General features: G+C 71.4%; 15 protein-coding genes. 5 read left to right on the top strand and 10 right to left on the bottom strand.

The features are described from left to right. Positions 1-27 precede the first annotated feature (27 nt). Positions 28-477 carry a hypothetical protein gene (locus Cba03nite_RS06515; protein WP_203743018.1) on the bottom strand — a complete coding sequence of 150 codons (450 nt, stop codon included), beginning with the start codon at positions 475-477 and terminating at the stop codon, positions 28-30. A gap of 11 nt (positions 478-488) precedes the next feature. Next, entirely contained in the window at positions 489-2,204 is a 1,716-nt protein-coding gene (locus Cba03nite_RS06520; protein ID WP_239125511.1) for a VanW family protein, read from the bottom strand. 101 nt (positions 2,205-2,305) lie between these two features. On the opposite strand from Cba03nite_RS06520, the gene Cba03nite_RS06525 reads away from it, so the two are divergent. Continuing rightward, positions 2,306-3,673: a DUF2254 domain-containing protein gene (locus Cba03nite_RS06525; RefSeq protein ID WP_203743020.1), complete on the top strand. Its 1,368-nt coding sequence runs from the start codon at positions 2,306-2,308 to the stop codon at positions 3,671-3,673. A gap of 207 nt (positions 3,674-3,880) precedes the next feature. On the opposite strand, the gene Cba03nite_RS06530 is transcribed toward Cba03nite_RS06525, so the two are convergent. Continuing rightward, entirely contained in the window at positions 3,881-5,305 is a 1,425-nt protein-coding gene (locus Cba03nite_RS06530; RefSeq protein WP_203743022.1) for a DUF6923 family protein, read from the bottom strand. 58 nt (positions 5,306-5,363) lie between these two features. On the opposite strand from Cba03nite_RS06530, the gene Cba03nite_RS06535 reads away from it, so the two are divergent. Then, on the top strand, positions 5,364-6,122 hold the full coding sequence (locus Cba03nite_RS06535; RefSeq protein WP_203743024.1) for a bestrophin-like domain: 759 nt from the start codon (positions 5,364-5,366) through the stop codon (positions 6,120-6,122). Here Cba03nite_RS06535 and Cba03nite_RS06540 read toward each other — a convergent pair. Together Cba03nite_RS06540 and mshB are read right to left on the bottom strand one after the other, a co-directional pair. Next, positions 6,119-6,541 carry a hypothetical protein gene (locus Cba03nite_RS06540; protein WP_203743026.1) on the bottom strand — a complete coding sequence of 141 codons (423 nt, stop codon included), beginning with the start codon at positions 6,539-6,541 and terminating at the stop codon, positions 6,119-6,121. The two genes, Cba03nite_RS06535 and Cba03nite_RS06540, sit on opposite strands and share 4 nt — an antisense overlap. Continuing rightward, positions 6,538-7,383 carry an N-acetyl-1-D-myo-inositol-2-amino-2-deoxy-alpha-D-glucopyranoside deacetylase gene (gene mshB, locus Cba03nite_RS06545; protein ID WP_203743317.1) on the bottom strand — a complete coding sequence of 282 codons (846 nt, stop codon included), beginning with the start codon at positions 7,381-7,383 and terminating at the stop codon, positions 6,538-6,540. The genes Cba03nite_RS06540 and mshB overlap by 4 nt, the downstream gene beginning before the upstream one ends. An 83-nt stretch (positions 7,384-7,466) precedes the next feature. Here mshB and Cba03nite_RS06550 point away from each other — a divergent pair, with 83 nt between their 5' ends. Next, positions 7,467-9,182: a S9 family peptidase gene (locus Cba03nite_RS06550; RefSeq protein ID WP_203743028.1), complete on the top strand. Its 1,716-nt coding sequence runs from the start codon at positions 7,467-7,469 to the stop codon at positions 9,180-9,182. A gap of 134 nt (positions 9,183-9,316) precedes the next feature. Here Cba03nite_RS06550 and Cba03nite_RS06555 read toward each other — a convergent pair whose 3' ends face one another. From Cba03nite_RS06555 to Cba03nite_RS06575, 5 genes are all read right to left on the bottom strand, one after another. After that, positions 9,317-11,056 carry an ABC transporter substrate-binding protein gene (locus tag Cba03nite_RS06555; RefSeq protein WP_203743030.1) on the bottom strand — a complete coding sequence of 580 codons (1,740 nt, stop codon included), beginning with the start codon at positions 11,054-11,056 and terminating at the stop codon, positions 9,317-9,319. Between the two features lie 99 nt (positions 11,057-11,155). Continuing rightward, positions 11,156-12,142 (bottom strand): ABC transporter permease, encoded by a 987-nt coding sequence (locus tag Cba03nite_RS06560; RefSeq protein WP_203743033.1) that lies wholly within the window; start codon positions 12,140-12,142, stop codon positions 11,156-11,158. A gap of 9 nt (positions 12,143-12,151) precedes the next feature. Then, complete coding sequence (locus Cba03nite_RS06565; protein WP_203743319.1) at positions 12,152-13,147, bottom strand: ABC transporter permease; 996 nt, start codon at positions 13,145-13,147, stop codon at positions 12,152-12,154. Between the two features lie 2 nt (positions 13,148-13,149). Then, complete coding sequence (locus tag Cba03nite_RS06570; RefSeq protein ID WP_203743035.1) at positions 13,150-14,190, bottom strand: ABC transporter ATP-binding protein; 1,041 nt, start codon at positions 14,188-14,190, stop codon at positions 13,150-13,152. After that, the gene (locus Cba03nite_RS06575; protein WP_203743037.1) at positions 14,187-15,236 is read right to left on the bottom strand and encodes an ABC transporter ATP-binding protein; all 1,050 of its coding nucleotides are present in this window, start codon (positions 15,234-15,236) and stop codon (positions 14,187-14,189) included. The genes Cba03nite_RS06570 and Cba03nite_RS06575 overlap by 4 nt, the downstream gene beginning before the upstream one ends. Positions 15,237-15,503: 267 nt before the next feature. On the opposite strand from Cba03nite_RS06575, the gene Cba03nite_RS06580 reads away from it, so the two are divergent. After that, complete coding sequence (locus tag Cba03nite_RS06580; RefSeq protein ID WP_203743039.1) at positions 15,504-16,940, top strand: TldD/PmbA family protein; 1,437 nt, start codon at positions 15,504-15,506, stop codon at positions 16,938-16,940. Then, a complete protein-coding gene (locus Cba03nite_RS06585; RefSeq protein ID WP_203743041.1) occupies positions 16,937-18,256 on the top strand; it encodes a TldD/PmbA family protein in 1,320 nt (439 codons plus the stop codon). The genes Cba03nite_RS06580 and Cba03nite_RS06585 overlap by 4 nt, the downstream gene beginning before the upstream one ends. Positions 18,257-18,410 lie beyond the last annotated feature (154 nt).

Raw genomic sequence — 18,410 nt, forward strand, 5'->3', positions numbered from 1 at the left:
GCGTCAAGAAGGTGCCCTTCCTTGCCTTTACACGCGGCGGGGGTGGGCCTTGCTGCGTTCGGCGTAGGACTTGAGCTGCTTGGAGCGGTAGTCGGCGGTGAACGCGACCAGGCCCGCCAGGCCCAGGCCGGTGCCGACGGCGAAGACCGCGGCGTAGACCCAGATCTGGGCGAAGAAGGCGCCGGCGCCGTTCGCGAACGGGCCCTCACCGGCCAGCAGCGGCCCGATGAAGATGCTCAGCAGGCACGCCACCCCGCCCGCGGCGGCCAGGTCCGCGACCACCCGCGAGATCGGCCGCGTACGCCCCCAGTAGGCCGCCATCGCGAGGAAGACGAGACCGATCACACCCAGCGCGATCATCCCGGCCACGGACTGCTTGTCCGCGTCGTCGATCCCCTTGGCCACCCACCTGGCAACCACGTTGATCACGAACAGCACACCGGCGATCACGCCGACCGGCAGCCAGCGCTCCTTCATCGGACCCCTCCTCAGGGCTTGGCAGTCTGGGGCGGCGTCTTCGCCTCGCACACGAACTGTGGCTCAGCGTCATACCGCCAGGTGAACTTCTCTCGCTTGATCTCTCTACCGTCCTTGCGGAAGATACGCCAGGCGTCCTGAGTAAACCCTTGACTACCGTTAGTAGCAATGCAGGTGGGGCCGTCCTCCAGCACCTTTTTCTCCGGCTCGACGATGTCGCGCTTCGGGTCGTACTGGGTCGTGATGCTGTCGTAGACCTTCGTGGACCACATGCTCACGGTCACCGACTTGTTCGTGTACGAGGTGTCGATGAGCACGCCGTACGGGCTGGTGTTGGTGAACTTCAGGTCCAGCGACGGATACATGATCGTGGACTCGATGACCGCCGGGTACCGCGAGAAGTAGTACGAGTGCGGCTTGTGCTCGACGTCCTGCATGCCGGCGTAGTAGGACGCGTTGAAGATCGTGGTGGTGAACTGCGACGCGCCGCCGCCCACCCCCGGGATCAGCTTGCCGTCCATGATGATCGGGGCGTCGTGGTAGCCCTCGGCGTAGCCGCGCGGGCCGGTGTGCCCGTTCAGCGAGAACGTCTCGCCGGGCCGCACGATGGCACCGTCGACCTCCTTGGCGATCTGCACGATGTTCTTGCTCCGCGGGTTGCTCAGCCCGCCGGTGAAGTACGTCGTGAAGCTGGAGATCTGCTCCTTGATGCCCAGCTCGGCCAGCTCGCCGGTGGTGGTGGCCGGCTGCACGTCCTTGATCACGGCGGGCACGGTCCGGGGGCCGGTCTGCTTGAGCACCGGCAGCAGGTCGTTCGCCAGCTTGGCGGTGTCGACCAGGGTGCCGCCGGTGGAGGCGACCACCTGCGCGGTGGTGCCGTCGCCGCCGCCGATGGTGGCGTTGCGCGGCTGGGTCTCCACCCTGGCCAGCTCCGTGCCCATCGCCTTGCGCAGCTTGGCCGCGTCGACCCGGGCGGACAGCCTGCCCTGCGCGTCCGAGCTGATCACCAGGCTGGCCGCGACCGCCTTCGGCGACACGGTCAGGTTGCCGCGCGGCGTGGTCACGGTGACCGGGGCGGCCGTCGCCGGGCGGGCGACCTCGGCGATCATGCGGTCCACGTCGGCCTGCGTACCCGCGGGGGCCTTGTCCTTGAGGGGCACCTTGATCTCGCTGTCGCGCAGCCAGCCCTCGCGCACCGCCGCGGCCGCGCCGGCGCCGTCCAGCGCCTGGCCCGCCTTGGGGTACACCGGCTTCGGGGTGGTGCCATCGAACGTGACGCCCGGCAGGGTCATCGCGGCGGCCGCCTTCTGCACGGCCGGAGCAAGCGACGTGGCCAGGCGCGCCTCGTCCAGGGTGACGACGGGCGGCACCGCGCCGCCGCCGAACACCGTCGCGATCGGGTTGCGGGCGCGCGCCATGGCCGCGTCCACGGTCTTGTCGACGTCGATGTTGAGGCCGACGTCCTGCGGCTGCACGCTCGCGGTCTGCGAACCCACGCGCACCGTCACGGGCGCGCTGAGCTGGTCGGCCTTCGCGGCCAGGCCGGTACGCAGCGCGTCCTGCGCGTCTTCGCGGCTGCCGCCGATGGCGATGCCGAGCACCTTGGCGCCGCGCGGCACGTCGGCACCGAACGCGTTGCCGGCGAACGCGCCGGACACGGTGAGCACGAGGACGGAAGCCAGACCCGCTATCAGCCAGCGTCGGTGGGGAACGGGGGCGACGGACAAGACGGCACCTCATCATCATTGGTGGGAGACGTACGGCGACCAAGGGTAGCGCGATACACGAAGCTCACCCACATTCGAGAAAATAGCGGCTTATGACCGAAATGAGTGATTCGACGCACGGCGACGGGTCGGCCGAGCTCGAACACGAGGTGGCTCCACACCTGCGCCGCCTGCGCTCGCGCGCCCTGCGGGACCGCATGGCGGAGAGCCTGCTCTTCCTGCCGATGGTGATGCTGGTGCTGTCGATCGGGCTGAGCTACGCGCTCGGCGAGATCGACGAGCGCTTCATGACCAACCCCAGCAAGGTGATCACTTTCACACCCGACATCGCGGTGACCCTGCTGGGCACCATCGCCGGTGCGATGATCACCACTGCGGGCGTCGTCTTCTCCCTGCTCGTGGTGTCGCTCCAGCTGGCCAGCGGCCAGTTCTCGCCCCGGGTGCTGCGCGGCTTCTGGCGTGACCGCCACGGACAGGTGCTGGTCGGCCTGCTGCTGAGCACGTTCGCGTTCTGCGTGGTGGCGCTGTCGCGCATCGACACCGGCGCCGACCACGCCCCGCCGCTCACCGTCGGCCTGGCGCTGCTGCTCACCCTGCTGTCGGTCATCGCGATCGTGGTCTACCTGGACCGCATCAGCCGCCAGCAGTACGTCGGGCGGATCATGCAGCGGGTGGCCCGGGAGACCCACGTCCTGATCAGCGAGCTGCCCTACGGCCCGCACATCGGCGTCAAGGTCGGCGACCCGGTCGAGCCGCCGGACCTGGCCGCGCTCGGCCGCCCGCTGGTGGTCACAGCGGTCGCCGACGGCTGGGTGCAGCAGCTCAGCCGGCGCGCCGTCGTCGCCGCCACGCCGCCCGGCACCGTGCTGCGCCTGGAGACCCGCGTCGGCGCGTACCTCACCGCGGGCACCTCGCTGGTGACCATGTGGCCGCCGCCGCCCGACCCGGCCGTCACCGCCCGGCTGATCGCCGAGGCCGTCATCGTGGGCCCGGCCCGCACCATGCAGCAGGACATCGACTTCGGCCTCCGGCAGCTCAACGACATCGGCCTGCGCGCCCTGTCGGCCGCGGTCAACGACCCGACCACCGCCGTCGAGGTGATCCTGCGCATCGGCTCGGTCATGCGCCCGCTGCTGCTGGCCGACTGCCCCGCCCAATCCGTGCGCGACCCCGAGGGCCGGATCCTGCTCACCCCCTGCGACCTCGACCACGCAGAGTACGTCGGCCACGCCTTCAATCAGCTACGCCACTACGCCGCCCCGCACACCGCCGTGGTCATTCCGCTGGTACGCACGCTGCGCATGCTCGCCGACGGCTGCCGCTCCGGCTACCGCGGCGCCCTGACCCCCGATCGGGTACGCACCATCGAGGCGCTGGACCGACAGCTCGAACTCACCGTGGCGGGCGCCCGAGCAGCCGGGCTGCTGCCCGAGGACCTCGCCCAGATCGAGGCCGCCGCCACCGCCTGACCCGGCCCCGCGCTGCCCTTGGGGGACGGGCGAGGCGTGCTTGCCCCGCCCCACAACTTCTGCGTTGTATCCACAACTCGTGGGTTGTAGCGCGCGGAGGTGATGTGTCCCCGGCGGCGGTGCACAAAATCGCGGGGCATGCATCTTCTGGGTTTCATGCGCATCCCAGAAGATGCATGCCCCGCCGGCTCACCTCCCACGGTCGGCTCAGCGGCGCCGGCGGCGGGCCGCGAGCAGCAGGCGCGCCCCGGACAGGCCCAGGATGAAGATCACGACGGTGTTGCGTCCCGTCGTCACAGGGTCGTAGCCGTCGTATACCGGTTCCGGCAGGTAGACCGCCGGTCGCCGGGCCGGGCTCGGCTGCGGCGCGGGCGATTCAGGCGACGGCTCCGGCTCCGGCGAGGGGCCCGGCGGCTCAGGCACCGGAGGCGGCGGCAGCTCCGGCACCACCAGCGGTGGCACCACCGGCGACGGACTCGGCGACGCCGACGGTGATGGACTCGGTGACGGCGACGGCGGGCTGGGGCTGGGCGGCGGCGATGGGCTTGGAGAAGGGCTCGGACTGGGCGATGCTGACGGGCTCGGCGAAGGGCTGGGGCTGGGGGAAGGGCTGGCGCTGGGCGAGGGACTCGGGCTCGGCGACGGACTTGGACTCGGCGACGGACTTGGACTCGGCGGCGACGGACTGGGTGAAGGGCTGGGCGATGGGCTCGGGCTCGGTGAAGGGCTTGGGCTGGGCGAAGGCGACGGCGACGGCGTGGGTGACGGTGGCGGGCTCGGCGAGGGCGGTGGGCTCGGCGGCGGTGCCTGAACCCACGCGGCGTCGGTCGCGTGCACCGGCTGAGACACCGACAGCTCGGTCGCGACGCCGGTGCCGAGCATGACGCGGTACGCCCGCAGCGGCCGGTCCATGCCGTTGTTCACCGTGTAGAGGACGTCCCCGGCCAGCGCGGCGGAGCCGTACGAGCCGCCGCGCCGCGCCCCGCTCAGCGCCCGCGTGGACACCTGCCCGCTACCGGGATCGACCTCGACCAGGCGCACGGAGCCACCCGTGCCGTCGAGGCCGACGAGCACCTGCCGGACCGGGTCGTAGTCCCAGTCCCCCACGTCCACCGGCGCCGACAGCCGCACCTGCCGCACGACGTGCCGGAACGTCGGCGATGTGGGCCGCACGTCCAGCCCGAGCAGCCGGTTGCCGGCGCGCAGCAGCAGCTCGCCCCCCGCGACGGCGCCCGCGTAGGCGGTGGCGGCAGACCCGCCGAGCACCGGCCCGTGGTCGATGACGTCACCCGCAGGGCTGACGGAGACCAGATGCCCGCCCCCGCTCAGCGGCGCCAGCCGCCACCGGGTGGCCACGCCGTAGAGCAGGCCCTGCGCCGCGTCGTACCCGATGGCGTTGACGGTGTGCTCCAGCCAACGGTGATGCAGCACTTCGCCGGTGTCGGGATCGAGCGTGACCAGGGAAGACGGCGCGTTCGGCACCACCGAGCGCACCTGCAGCACGACACCCGCCGCGGCGACGGCGGCGTGGGCGGCGGGCCGGGCGTGCCAGCCCACCGCGGGCGGGACGGCGACGGCGGCGGCCAGAAGCAGCCCGGCAACGAGGGGTCGATATCTGGACGTCGCACGCATAGCATCCTGTATAGCCCCAAACGTCCCGTTTGGGCAGACTCGATTTCCGGGAGGCGCGATGCGCGCGTACGCGAGCGGCTTGTTGTGGTTTCTCGGGGTCTGCGGTCTCGCCGCGCTCGCGGTCGTGCTGATCCGCCGGTCCTGGCCGCCGGACCGCCGCGCCGACACCCACGACGTGCTCAGCGTGGTCTTCTCGATGACCGGCACGCTGTACGCCGTCGTCGCCGCGTTCGTCTTCATCGACGTGTGGCAGATCGGCAACGACGCGCGCGACGCCACCTACCGTGAGGCGCAGGCGGTGCAGTCGGTGGCATGGGCCGCCGACGCCGGGCCGCCGGAGGCGCGAGCGCGCATCCAGGCCGTCTCCCGCGCCTACCTCCGGGAGATCATCGACCGGGAGCTGCCGCGGCTGCGCGACGGCAAACCCGTCGGCGACCAGGGCTGGACCATGCTGAACGAGCTGCGTACGGTGTCCGCGCAGCTGCCCGTGTCCACTGACGAGGGTGAGTCGGCGGGGGCCGCGGTGCACGCGGTGATGCAGGCCCGGGAGGACCGGCTCGCCCTGGCGGACAAGCGGATCGGCGACGTGACCTGGTTCGCGCTGCTGTTCGGCGCGCTGCTGGCGGGGATGCCGATCCTGTTCTTCCGGTTCGACCACATCGGAACCCAGCTCGCGATGACCAGTGCCGTGGCCGGGATGATCACGTTGCTGCTGTTCACCATCCACCAGATCGAGCGGCCGTTCACCAGCACCGAACGGGTTCCCGCGACGGCATACCAGAACGCGGCCGACCGCCTCGACGTGCTGAGCCGCTAGCGGCGCGCCCCGTCGCCCAGCGGCTGCGCGGACGGCCGCCGGGCGGCGGGCGCGGTCGTCGCGCGGCCCGCCCGGTAGGCGGCCGGGCCGACGAAGCCGATGCCACCGGCCGCCAGCACCAGCAGGCCGAGCCAGGTCGCGGCGATCTGGTCGCCCTCCTGGGTGCCGCCCACCGCGAACACCATCACCAGGAACCACGGCACCGCGGCCAGCCACAAGCCCCAGGCCGTGCCGGTCACGGTGCGCGCGAACCAGCCCAGCAGCAGGCTGACGCCGAACGCCAGCGGCGGCAGCCACAGCGCGGGCCAGCCGCCGATCCGGTACGGCGTGTACACGGCCTCCAGCAGCGCGGTCATGCCCCCGAGGAACACCGCGAGCAGCGCCCCGACCCCGCGTATCGCGAAGTCCAGCAGCTTCACTCCGGCAGTCCGGCGAACAGATCCGTCTCCCAGCCGTACGGGCCGTCGCCGCGCCCGCGGTCGCCCACCGCGAGCGTGTAGTGCTCGACGCCCATGAACTCCTGGCCGAAGTTGCCGGCGATGGAGTAGAGCCAGGACGTGTCCGGGATCTGGGTGGCGTGCGCCTTCAGCGCGGCGACCTTCGCGTCGTGGAAGTCCGAGCCGTCGATGCAGGCGGCGACCTCCTCGTCCGGCGTGCCGAACGGGAACTCCGACACGTCGGTGACCGCCGCGAACGGGTTGTCCGTGGAGTCGCGCAGCGCCTCGACGCCCGCCTTGAGCACGCTCAGCGGCATCGCGGTCCAGTAGATCTTGGCGGGGCCGAAGCCGCGCTCGGCGGCCAGCTCCGAAGCGCGCATCGCGACCCGGTGCGCCTGGATGTGGTCCGGGTGGCCGTAGAAGCCGTTCGGGTCGTACGTGACGACGACCTGCGGCCGCACCTCATCCATGATCTTGAGCAGGTGGTCGGCGGCCTCGTCGAGATCCGCGCCCCAGAACGCGCGCTTGTGCTCGTTGGCCGGGGTGCCCATCATGCCCGAGTCGCGGTAGCGGCCCGCGCCGCCGAGCATCCGGTGGTCGATCGGGCCCAGCGCCGCCAGCGCCTGCCGCAGCTCGGTGAGCCGGTAGCCGCCGAGCTGGTCGGCCTGCGCGGCCTCCAGCTGGGCCAGGTCGGGCACGTGGATCTCGCCCTCCTCGCCCAGGGTGCAGGTCACCAGGGTGACGTGCGCGCCCGTCGCGGCGTAGTGGGCCATGGTCGCGCCGGTGCCGATCGACTCGTCGTCGGGATGCGCGTGCACGAACATAATGCTGCGAGCCACCCGGTCACTCTAGCCCGCATCAGGCAAACCGCCACGCGCCGACCTCCCGCGTCGATAGCATCGCGGCCATGGAGGCGCAGCAGCCTGACGGGCCGGGGCCTGGCCACCGCATCGCCGTCAGTGCTGACGGCCTTCGGGTGGGGCACCTGCACGATCGCGTACTCGACATCGACGAGCCGCTCGGCCGCCGGTCCCGGACCGTGGCCGACGACGTGGACGACTTCGCCCTCGACCGCACGGGCACCGTCGTGACCTGGACCTCGGGCGGCCGCCTGTTCCGGGCCGACACCGACGGCGTCACCGCCCTGGCCACGCCCGGCCCGGTGCGCGCGGCGCGGCCCGATCCGACCGGGCGGCGCATCGCGTACCTGTACGAGGGCACCCTGCGGGTGGCCTCCGCCGACGGCGACGACCTGCTGGCCGGGGAGCCGGACGGGGTGCGCTGGGGCGAGACCGACCCGTACGCCGCGTACTTCGGCCGGGGTTCGGGCTGGTGGTGGTCCCCTGACGGGGAGAGCGTGCTGGCCACCCGGCGCAGCGGCGACCAGGTCTCGCTGCACCTGCTCGACCTCGACGGCGGCTGGGTGGACGTGCACTGGGACCGCGAGATCTACCCGTACCTCGGCGCGGTGCGCTGGGCCGACGGCGGCCCGCTGATCACCGCGCTGCGCCGCTCGCAGGGGCACGGCCTGGTGCTGGCGGTGGACCGGCGCACCGGCGAGACCCAGGTGCATGCCGAGCTGGCCGACCCGCGCTGGGTCAACCCCATCGCCGGTACGCCGCGCCACCTGGCCGACGGCCGGGTGCTGGTCGGCGGCGAGATCTCCCACGACGGGTACGACGCGCGCTGCCTGTTCGCCGACGGCACCCTGCTCACCCCGCCCAACCTGTACGTCCGGCGCGTCGTGGGCCGCCTCGGCCCCGGCTCGGCCGGTGGCGAGCTGGGCGACCTGCTCATCGAGGCCAGCGAGGGCGAGCCCGCCGAGCAGCACCTGTTCCGGGTACGCAGCAGCACCAGCGGCGGCATGGTGGTGCACCGGCTCACCAGCGCCCCGGGCTGGCACAGCGCCGCCTGCGGCGGGGACACGGTGGTGACCGGGTTCCGCAGCCTGGACGACGAGGGTGTGCAGCTCACCGTGTGGCACGCCGGCAACATGGTCGCAGAGCTCACGCCGCGCCGCCCGGTCCCCGCGACCACCAACCGCCCGACCCTGGACCGGGTAACCGACCGGCGGCTGCCCACGGCCGTGCTCTACCCGCCCGGCCACGTCTTCGGCCGTCGCCTGCCGGTGCTGCTGTGCCTGCCGCACACGCCCACCGCGCAGCAGGTGCGCAACGACCACGAGGCGTTCACGCAGGCCCGGCACTGGGCCGAGGCCGGGTTCGCGGTGGTGCTGGTGGACGGGCGGGGCACGCTCGGGGTGTCGCCGAGCTTCGAGAAGGTGACCCACCGCCGGGTGGCCGACCTGGCCGTCGCCGATCACGCCGAGGCACTGCGGATCATCGCCGACAAGCACTCGGACCTGGACCTCACCCGCGTCACGGCGTACGGCAGCGGCTTCGGCGGCTGGCTGGCCGCGATGCTGGCGGCACGCCGCCCGGACACGGTGCGCGCGGCGATCGCGGTGGAGCCCTGGGACTGGTCGGCGCTGCCGCCACCGCTCGCCGAGCGCTACCTGGGCCCGCGCGAGCTGGACAGCGAGATCTACGCGCGGCACGCCCTGGACGACCTCCCACCCACCGTCGTCATCCAGGAAGCCGCCCCCACCACGATCCCGTCGTGAAAGGAGCCGGGCCCCCCGCGGAAGTCTCCGCGGGAGCCCGGCTCTGGCGATCTTGCGTGAAGTGTTGCCGTTATGCCCTTTTGGGGCGTGTCGTACCCACCGTCCGTGCAAGATCGCCGGGTGAGGGGGTCACCTCACTGCTTGACGAACGCGCGGGTGAAGGCGGGGTAGCCGAAGATGCTGTCGATGTAGAGGCCACCGACCTTGGTGCCGTGGATGTAGAAGGCGACGTCGGCGTAGAGGGGCACCGCCGGGGCGAGCTCCTTCATGATCCGCTCGTCGATCTTCGCCCACTCGTCGGCCTGCTTGGCCGGGTCCATGCCCAGCACCCGGTCGAACTCCGCGTTGATCGCGTCGTTGTTGATGAAGGACGTGTTGCTGTTGCCCTCCGGCTTGATGTTGCGGCCGTCGAAGAGCACCGGCAGGATCGCGGCGCCGCTCGGCCAGTCGGCCGCCCAGGAGTCCAGGTACAGGTCCCACTGGTTGTTCTTCTTCTTGGTCTCGTCCAGCTTGCTGTCCGAGGGGGTGGTGCGCACCGTGATCTTGAAGCCGGCCTTCTCCAGGTTGTTCTTCAGCTGGGTGCCGATCTCCTGGTCGCCCGAGTCGTCGCTGATGACCAGCACCAGCTCGGGGGTCTTGCCGGCCAGCGTCGCCTTGGCCTTCTCGATGTCGCCGTTCTTGCCGGCCGGGTACACGTCGAAGGACTTGAAGCCCAGGGTCGACGGCGGCATCAGGGTGGTCATCGGGGACGCGACATAGTCGCCGCCCAGCGTCTTGATCAGGCCCTCGCGGTCGATCGCGTAGTTGAGCGCCTGGCGCACGGTCAGGTCGGTGACCCGCTGCGTGTTGATGGTGAGCCGGTTCGCGCTCGGCGTCGGCTCCAGCAGGGTGCGGCCCTTGAGGGTGCCGTCAGCGGACACCTTCGCCACCCGGGAGGTGGCCACGCCGTTCCAGCCCAGCGTCGCCGCGTCGGCGCCGTCGGTGATGATCCGGTCGGTCTGCGCGGTGGCGTCGGGGCCGAACTGCCAGACGAACTTGTCCGGGTACTGGTGGCGCACCGGGTCGGTGGCCGGGTCCCAGTGCTCGTTCTTCTCGAAGACCAGCTCGACACCGGCGGTGTTCTTGGTCAGCTTGTACGGGCCGGACGCGAACGGCGCGGCGTCCAGGTCGACGCCGGTGTCCTTGGCCGGCGGCAGCGGCGCGGTCGACGGCAGCGACGCGGCGAACGGCAGGTCACAGTGCGGCTTGGCGAACTCGAAGCGCAGCGTCTTGTCGTCCGGCGTGGTCAGGCCCGGCGGCAGCGAGGTCTTGTTGGCCTTGAAGTCCCACTTGGTGTCGAACGCCGCGGTGTCGGCGAGCCACTCCTGGATGTAGGTCGGGCCGCCGGCGAGGTCGGGGTTGAACGAGCGGGCGATGCCGTACGCGATCTCCTTGGAGGTGATCGGGCTGCCGTCCTCGAACTTCACCCCGCTCTTGATCTTGAATTCCCAGACCTTGCAGTCGTTGTTGACGTTCACGCCCGGGGTCTCGGCCAGGTCGCCGACCAGGGTGACCTTGCCCTTGCCGTCGTCCTTCCAGGTGGTCAGGAAGCGAGCGAAGAGCGGAGCGGTGTTGAGACCCACGAAGTTGTAGATGCGCTGCGGGTCCAGGTGCGAGATCTTGGTCTCGCGCAGGATGGTGAGGGTGCCGCCCTTGACGGCCCCCGGGACCTCGGGCGCCGGGCCGAGCGAGTCCTTGGGGTCGGTGGCGATGACCCCGCTGGACTGCCGGTTGGGGTCGATGCCCGAGTTGCCGTCGGTGTTCTCCGTGCAGGCGCTCAGGCCCACGACGAGCGCGAGCGCGCCGCCGGCGGCCAGTGCCGCTCTCGTTCTCATATCCACTCCAGTCACTCGTGCCAGATGTGAAGGAAACCTACAAATTATGTAGCAATGATCGACGGATTTCGCCATACCCCGTCGATCACAGGTTGGCCGCTAACTCAGCCGGACCCGCGGGTCGATGACCGCGTACAGCAGGTCGACCACGATGTTGGCGACGACGATGAAGACCGCCGAGATGAGCACGGTCGCCATGATCGTCGAAAGGTCGCCCAGCCGGACCGCCTCGACGGCGGTACGGCCCAGGCCCTGGATGCCGAAGGTGGTCTCGGTGATCACCGTGCCGCCCAGCGCGCCGCCGACGTCGAGACCGGCGATGGTCACGATCGGCGTGATCGCAGCGCGCAGCGCGTGCCGCCCGTACGCCTTCGACTTGGTCAGGCCCTTGGCCCGCGCGGTGCGCACGTAGTCCTCGGCCAGCGTCTCCAGCATCTGCGCCCGCGACAGCCGCGCGTACACCGCGGAGAACAGGAAGGCCAGCGCCATCCAGGCCAGCACCAGGCCGGCGGCCCAGTCCAGCGGGTTCTCCCACAGCGACACGTAACGCGGCGGCGGCAGGATCTTCAGCGTGTACACGAAGACGATCAGCAGGATGCCGCCCACGAAGTAGAGCTGCATCGAGGCGCCGGTCAGCGAGAAGCCGATGGCCAGCCGGTCGAAGACGGTGCCGCGTTTCAGCGCCGACAGCATGCCCAGCCCGATGCCCAGCCCCAGCCACAGGATCGCGGCCGGGATGACGATGCTCAGCGTCACCGGGATGACCCGGGCGAAGATGTCGGTGACCTCCTCGCCGTTGGTGTACGAGTACCCCAGGCAGGGCGCGTCGCACCGGCCGCCCTGGGCGCTGCCCAGGTCCCGGCCCACGAAGATGCCCTTCATGTAGCCGGTGTACTGGTCGAACAGCGGGTCGTTGAGGCCCAGCTCGTCACGCATGCGGTCGAGCCGCTCGGCGTTGCAGTTCTTCTCGCACATGGTCGCGACCGCGTCGCGGGGCAGCATGAAGAACATGCCGAACGCGACCAGGCTGACGGCGAACAGGGTCAGCGCGCCGAGCAGCAGCCGCTTGATCAGGAAACGCAGCATGCCCCGCCCCTACCGCGAAGACTTGGGGTCGAGCGCGTCGCGCAGGCCGTCCCCGAAGAGGTTGAAGGTGAGCACCAGCAGGAAGATCACGAAGCCGGGGATGATGAGGTACATCGGGTCCCCGTCCATGTAGTCCAGGCTGTTGCTGATCATCACGCCGAAGTCCGGCGTCGGCTCGACGATGCCGATGCCCAGGAAGGACAGCGCCGCCTCGCCGGTGATGTAGCCCGGCACCGCCAGCGAGAAGGTGACCAGGATCGGCGCCCACAGGTTCGGCAGCAGCTGCCGGAACAGGATGTGCCCCAGCCCCGCGCCGCTGGCCCGCGCCGCCTCCACGAACTCCCGTTCCCGCAGGGAGATCACCTGCCCGCGGACCAGCCGGGCCGTGCCGGTCCAGCCGAACATCGCGAACAGCAGGATCATCACCGCGATCCGGAACGGCACGTCGATCTCGTCGCGCGGGCCGTAGAAGCGCGCGGTCACCGTCGGCATCACGGCCAGCGCGAAGATGAGGAACGGCAGCGCCAGCGCGAAGTCGATGACCCAGCTGATCACCGCGTCGATCCAGCCGCCCAGGTAGCCCGCGACGATGCCGAGCACGATGCCGATCGCCGTGGTGATCACGGCGGCCGAGGTCGCGATGAGCAGCGAGGTGCGCAGGCCGTACACCAGGCGGATGAAGATGTCCCGGCCCAGCTTGGGCTCCAGGCCGAACCAGTGGTCGCCGGAGATGCCGCCGAGGTAGCCCAGCGGCAGGCTGTTGTTGGCGATCCGGTCCTGGAACTGCTCGTACGGCCCGATGCCGTAGAGCAGCTCGACCAGCGGCGCGGACACGCCCAGCACCACCAGGAAGAGCATGATCCAGCCGCTCACCATCGCGGTGCGGTTGCGGCGCAGCCGCTCCCAGGCCAGCCGGCCGGGCGAGCGCCCGACCATGCCCCGCTCCGGCGCGACCGGCACCGCCGTCGGGTCCATCCCCGCCGGGTCGGTCTCGATCTGCAACATGCTCACTCGGTCACCTCCGAAACGTGCGCCGTAGCCTGCGCCGGGACGAGCACGGCTGCTTCCGGCCCGGCCGGCTCCGGGAAGTGGCAGGCCACCGCCTGGGCACTGCCGTCGCGGGTGATCAGGGCCGGTTCCTCGGTGGCGCAGATGTCCTGCGCCTTCCAGCAGCGGGTGCGGAAACGGCAGCCCGACGGCGGGTTGAGCGGGGTCGGCACGTCGCCGGTGAGGCGGATGCGCTGCCGGGGCTCGCCGAACGCGGCCACGTCCGGCACCGCCGAGAGCAGTGCCTTGGTGTACGGGTGCCGCGGCCGCTCGTAGATGTCGGCGCGGTCGCCGACCTCGACGACCTTGCCCAGGTACATCACCGCGACGCGGCGGCTGAAGTGGCGCACCACGGCCAGGTCGTGCGCGATGAACACGAACGCCAGGTCCAGCTCCCGCTGCAGGTCGCGCAGCAGGTTGACGACCTGCGCCTGGATCGACACGTCGAGGGCGGACACCGGCTCGTCGGCGACGATCAGCTTGGGGCGCAGCGCGAGCGCGCGGGCGATGCCGATGCGCTGGCGCTGGCCGCCGGAGAACTCGTGCGGGAAGCGGTTGTAGTGCTCGGGGTTGAGCCCGACCAGCTCCAGCAGCTCCTGCACCCGCGTCTTGATCCCGCCCGGCGGCTTGATGCCGTTGACCTCCAGCGGCATCGCCACGATCTTGCCCACGGTGTGCCGCGGGTTCAGCGACGAGTACGGGTCCTGGAAGATGATCTGCAGGTCCTGCCGCAGCGGGCGCATCGCCGAGCGGCCCAGCCGGGTGATGTCGCGGCCCTCGAACTCGATCGAGCCGGACGTCGGGTCCAGCAGCCGGACCAGCATCCGGCCGGTGGTCGTCTTGCCGCAGCCCGACTCGCCGACCAGGCCGAGCGTCTCACCGGGGTGCACGTCCAGGTCGACCCCGTCGACGGCGCGCACCAGCGCCTTGCCCCCGGCCGCCCCCTGGCGCACCGCGAAGTGCTTGGTCAGCCCGCGTACCTTCAGCAGCGGTTCGGTCACTGGGCCACCCCCACGTGCGCGATCTCCTCGGTGTAGATCGAGGTCCGGCGGTCCTCGGGCAGGTGGCAGGCGACACGGTGGCCGTCGGCCAGCACCGGCAGCAGCTGCGGCACGTCCGCCGCGCAGGGCTCGGGCTTCATCGCGTACGCGCAGCGCGGGTGGAACGCGCACCCGGCTGGCACGTTGATCAGGCTCGGCGGGTTGCCCTTGATCGGCTTGAGGTCGACGTCCGGGTCGCCGTGCAGGCTCGGGATGCTGGCCAGCAGGCCCCAGGTGTACGGGTGCTGCGGGCCGCGCATCACCTGCGCCACGGTGCCGTGCTCGACGGCGCGGCCGCCGTACATGACCAGCACCTCGTCGGCGACCTGGCTCACCACGCCCAGGTCGTGGGTGATCAGGATGACCGCGGAGTGGAACTCGCGCTGCAGGTCGGCGAGCAGGTCGAGGATCTGCGCCTGCACCGTCACGTCCAGGGCGGTGGTCGGCTCGTCGGCGATGAGCAGCGCGGGGTCGTTCATCAGGGACATCGCGATCATGACGCGCTGCCGCATGCCGCCGGAGAACTCGTGCGGGTACTGGCTGAACCGCCGGTCGGGCTGCGGGATGCCGACCCGGCCGAGCATGTCGACGGCGCGCTTGCGGGCCTGCGCCTTGGACTCCCCCGGATGGTGCGTGCGGTATGCCTCCACGAGCTGGCGGCCCACCGTGTAGAAGGGGTGCAGGGCGGACAGCGGATCCTGGAAGATCATCGCGACGTCGCGCCCGCGCAGCTTCTGCATCTGGTCGTCGGGCATCCCCACCAGCTGCCGGCCGCCGAGCGTGATGGCGCCGGTGATCGTGGTCCGGGTCGGATCGTGCAGGCCCATCACCGCTAGACTGGTGACGCTCTTGCCCGAGCCGGACTCACCGACGATGCCGAGCGTCCGCCCTCTGCCGAGGCCGAAGCTCACCCCGTCCACCGCGCGGACCTCGCCGTCCGCGGTGCTGAACCGCACCCGTAGGTCGTCGACCTGCAGATACGGCGGGTCCGCAGCGTCGTGCGTCATTGCCGCTCCCGTCCGTGCCGATGAAGAAAACTTTCATACGCGTGCGCCAAAAGGTAACGGACCCCGGCGTGTCGGCAACAGACGCGGCACGTAACAACTGGCTAACGCCCACCCGCCCGATCGGCCAGATCTCACCACTGAGCAGCCGAAAGAGTGTCTCGATCATTGCTCCGGCAGGCAAGTCGGACGATCAACGCGAGTGCCGCGAGCCGGGCGATCACGGCACGTGGGCGACGCGACGGGAGCCATCGGACTAGGGTGGCGATCATGAGCTTCTTCGACGTCGCGGAGGCGGCGGTGGCGGCGGCCCTGGACGCGGGCGCGCGCTACGCCGACGCGCGGGTGATGCACCGGCGCTACGAGTCCATGGACGCGCGCAACGGTGAGGTCGAGGACCTCAACTCGGACGAGTCCGCCGGGATCGGCGTACGCGCGCTGGTCGGTTCGAGCTGGGGTTTCTACGCCGTGCCGGACCTGTCCGACAGCGCCGCCCGCCTGGCCGGGGCCCGCGCCACGGCCATCGCCAAGGCCAGCGCCCGGGTCGCCGGGCCCGCCGCCGACCTGGTCCCGACCACGGTCAGCCAGGCCACCTGGGTCAGCGAATGCCGCGTCGACCCGCTGGCGGTGCCGCTGTCGGACAAGGGCGACCTGCTCACCCACGCCACCAAGACCATGGTCGAGCACGGCGCGGACCAGGCCACCGCGCTCTACCAGATCTGGGACACCCGCAAGTGGTTCACGTCCAGCGAGGGTCACCGCATCGACCAGCACGTGCGCGAGTGCGGCGCGGGCATCCAGGCCACCTCGATCGGCGAGGGCGAGACGCAGGTGCGCTCCTACCCCGCCTCCCGCGGCCAGTACGGCACGCAGGGCTGGGAGCTGGTGCAGGGCCTCGACCTGCTCGCGCACGCGCCGCGGCTGGCCGAGGAGTCCCGCGCGCTGCTCACCGCGCCGCTCTGCCCGGCCGGCGAGACCACCCTGATCCTCGGCCCCGAGCAGCTGTTCCTGCAGATCCACGAGTCGGTCGGGCACGCCATCGAGCTGGACCGCATCCTCGGCTGGGAGGCCGCGTTCGCGGGCACCTCCTGGCTGGACCTCGCCCAGCTCGGCAGCCTGCGCTACGGCTCGGAGCTGATGAACGTCACCATCGACCCGACCCTGCCCGGCGCGCTGGGCAGCTTCGGCTTCGACGACGAGGGCACCCCGGCGCAGAAGCGGTACGCCGTCAAGGACGGCATCTGGGTCGGCGTGCTGGCCGGGCGCGACTCGGCGGCGCTGGCGGGACTCGACTACGGCGGCAGCGTGCGGGCCGACGGCTGGGCCCGGCTGCCCATGGTGCGGATGACCAACGTCGGGCTGGAGCCCGGCCCGCACACGCTGGAGCAGATCATCGCCGAGACCGAGGACGGGGTGTTCATGGAGAACAACCGCTCCTGGTCCATCGACGACAAGCGGCTCAACTTCCAGTTCGGCTGCGAGATCGCGTACGAGGTGAAGAACGGGAAGCGGGGCCGGATGCTGCGCAACCCCACCTACACCGGCATCGGGCCGAAGTTCTGGCAGTCCATGGACATGCTCTCCCGCGACATCGAGTACTGGGGCACCCCGAACTGCGGCAAGGGCCAGCCCACGCAGTCCGGGCACACCGGCCACCCGTCGGCCCCGGCCCGCTTCCAGAACGTCCGCGTGGGGGTGCGCGCATGAGCATCGACAAGATCGCCGAGCAGGTGCTCGACCTGGCGGTACGCGAGCTGCCCGGGGCCGAGATCGAGGTGAGCGCCGACGCGGTGCACCGGGCGCTGACCCGGTTCGCCAACTCGCGCATCCACCAGAACGTCACCGAGGACACGGTCGGCGTGCGGCTGCGCGCGCACCTCGACGGGCGGACCGTCTCCACGACCACCACGCTGACCAGCCCCGAGGGGCTGACCTCGCTGGTGACCCGCACCGCGACCGCGGTCCGTTCCGCGCCGCGCGACCCGGGCTGGCCCGGCCTGACGCCGCCCGCCCCGCTCGCGCTGGCCGGCGAGGCCGACGCGGCGACCCGGGACGCGTCCCCCGACGACCGCGCCGCGCGCGTACGCGACTTCGTCGACGCGGCGGGCGGGCTGGAGACGGCCGGCTACTGCCAGACCGGCTACTGGACCGGCGCCTTCCGCAACTCGGCCGGCCAGGCGCTGAGCGCCGCGGCGACCACCGCCGACATGGACGGCATCGCCCGCGACGCGGGGGCCGACGGCGTGGCGCGCCGGTCCGGCATCAGCCTGTCCGAGCTGGACGGGGCGGCGCTCGGCACGCGCGCCGCCGCCAAGGCCCGGGGCCAGGCCGACCCGATCGAGCTGCCGCCCGGCCGGTACGAGGTGGTGCTCGAACCCGAGGCCGTGTCCGACCTGCTCACCAACTTCTCCTACTTCGGCTTCAACGCCAAGGCGTACCAGGAGCGCCGCTGCTTCGCCGAGCCCGGCACGCAGCAGTTCGACGAGGCGATCACGCTGTACGACGACCCGCGCGAGCCGTACGACGCCGAGGGCACCCCGCGGACCCGGCTGGCGCTGGTCGAGAAGGGGGTGACCGCGGCGCTCGCGCAGGACCGGCGCACGGCCGCGACCGGCGGCGGCACGTCCACCGGCCACGCCGGAGCGTTCGGCCCGGCGTTCGGCCCGACCCCGCAGAACCTGGGCTTCGCCCCCGGCTCGGCGACGGTGGCCGAGATGGTGTCGCGGGTGGCCCGCGGCCTGCTCATCACCGATCTCTGGTACACCCGGGTGCTCGACCCGCGCACGCTGGCGCTGACCGGCCTCACCCGCAACGGCGTCTGGCTGATCGAGGACGGCGAGGTCACCCGCCCGGTGCGCAACATGCGCTTCACCCAGCTCTACCCGCAGGCGCTGGGCCCCGGCGCGGTGCTCGCCGTGGGCGCCGAGGCGGTCCCGCAACCGTCGCGAATGTTCCTCGGCGCCTGGGCGTCGCCCGCCCTCCACCTCGCCTCGTGGAACATCACCGGCGGCGCCGGCGGCTGACGGCGGCTTTCTTGATCGTCCGACTTGCCTGGCAGATGGGCGTATCCGCGCTCGCAATTCGCCCGTTTGCCAGGCAAGACAGGTGATCAAGCGGGGGTCGGCGCGTGATCCGTGTCCGAGGACGACTGGGCCGCGATGCCGTACGTCACAGTGT

The sequence above is a fragment of the Catellatospora bangladeshensis genome, from assembly GCF_016862575.1.
In the GTDB taxonomy this organism is placed as follows: Bacteria; Actinomycetota; Actinomycetes; order Mycobacteriales; family Micromonosporaceae; genus Catellatospora; species Catellatospora bangladeshensis.

Excerpts from the sequence above, each read along its gene's own strand:
- Cba03nite_RS06575 (WP_203743037.1), bottom strand. The coding sequence starts at position 15,236 with ATGACGCACGACGCTGCGGACCCGCCGTATCTGCAGGTCGACGACCTA.
- Cba03nite_RS06525 (WP_203743020.1), top strand. The coding sequence starts at position 2,306 with ATGAGTGATTCGACGCACGGCGACGGGTCGGCCGAGCTCGAACACGAG.
- mshB (WP_203743317.1), bottom strand. The coding sequence starts at position 7,383 with ATGTTCGTGCACGCGCATCCCGACGACGAGTCGATCGGCACCGGCGCG.
- Cba03nite_RS06550 (WP_203743028.1), top strand. The coding sequence starts at position 7,467 with ATGGAGGCGCAGCAGCCTGACGGGCCGGGGCCTGGCCACCGCATCGCC.
- Cba03nite_RS06530 (WP_203743022.1), bottom strand. The coding sequence starts at position 5,305 with ATGCGTGCGACGTCCAGATATCGACCCCTCGTTGCCGGGCTGCTTCTG.
- Cba03nite_RS06555 (WP_203743030.1), bottom strand. The coding sequence starts at position 11,056 with ATGAGAACGAGAGCGGCACTGGCCGCCGGCGGCGCGCTCGCGCTCGTC.
- Cba03nite_RS06580 (WP_203743039.1), top strand. The coding sequence starts at position 15,504 with ATGAGCTTCTTCGACGTCGCGGAGGCGGCGGTGGCGGCGGCCCTGGAC.
- Cba03nite_RS06585 (WP_203743041.1), top strand. The coding sequence starts at position 16,937 with ATGAGCATCGACAAGATCGCCGAGCAGGTGCTCGACCTGGCGGTACGC.
- Cba03nite_RS06565 (WP_203743319.1), bottom strand. The coding sequence starts at position 13,147 with ATGTTGCAGATCGAGACCGACCCGGCGGGGATGGACCCGACGGCGGTG.
- Cba03nite_RS06535 (WP_203743024.1), top strand. The coding sequence starts at position 5,364 with ATGCGCGCGTACGCGAGCGGCTTGTTGTGGTTTCTCGGGGTCTGCGGT.
- Cba03nite_RS06515 (WP_203743018.1), bottom strand. The coding sequence starts at position 477 with ATGAAGGAGCGCTGGCTGCCGGTCGGCGTGATCGCCGGTGTGCTGTTC.
- Cba03nite_RS06560 (WP_203743033.1), bottom strand. The coding sequence starts at position 12,142 with ATGCTGCGTTTCCTGATCAAGCGGCTGCTGCTCGGCGCGCTGACCCTG.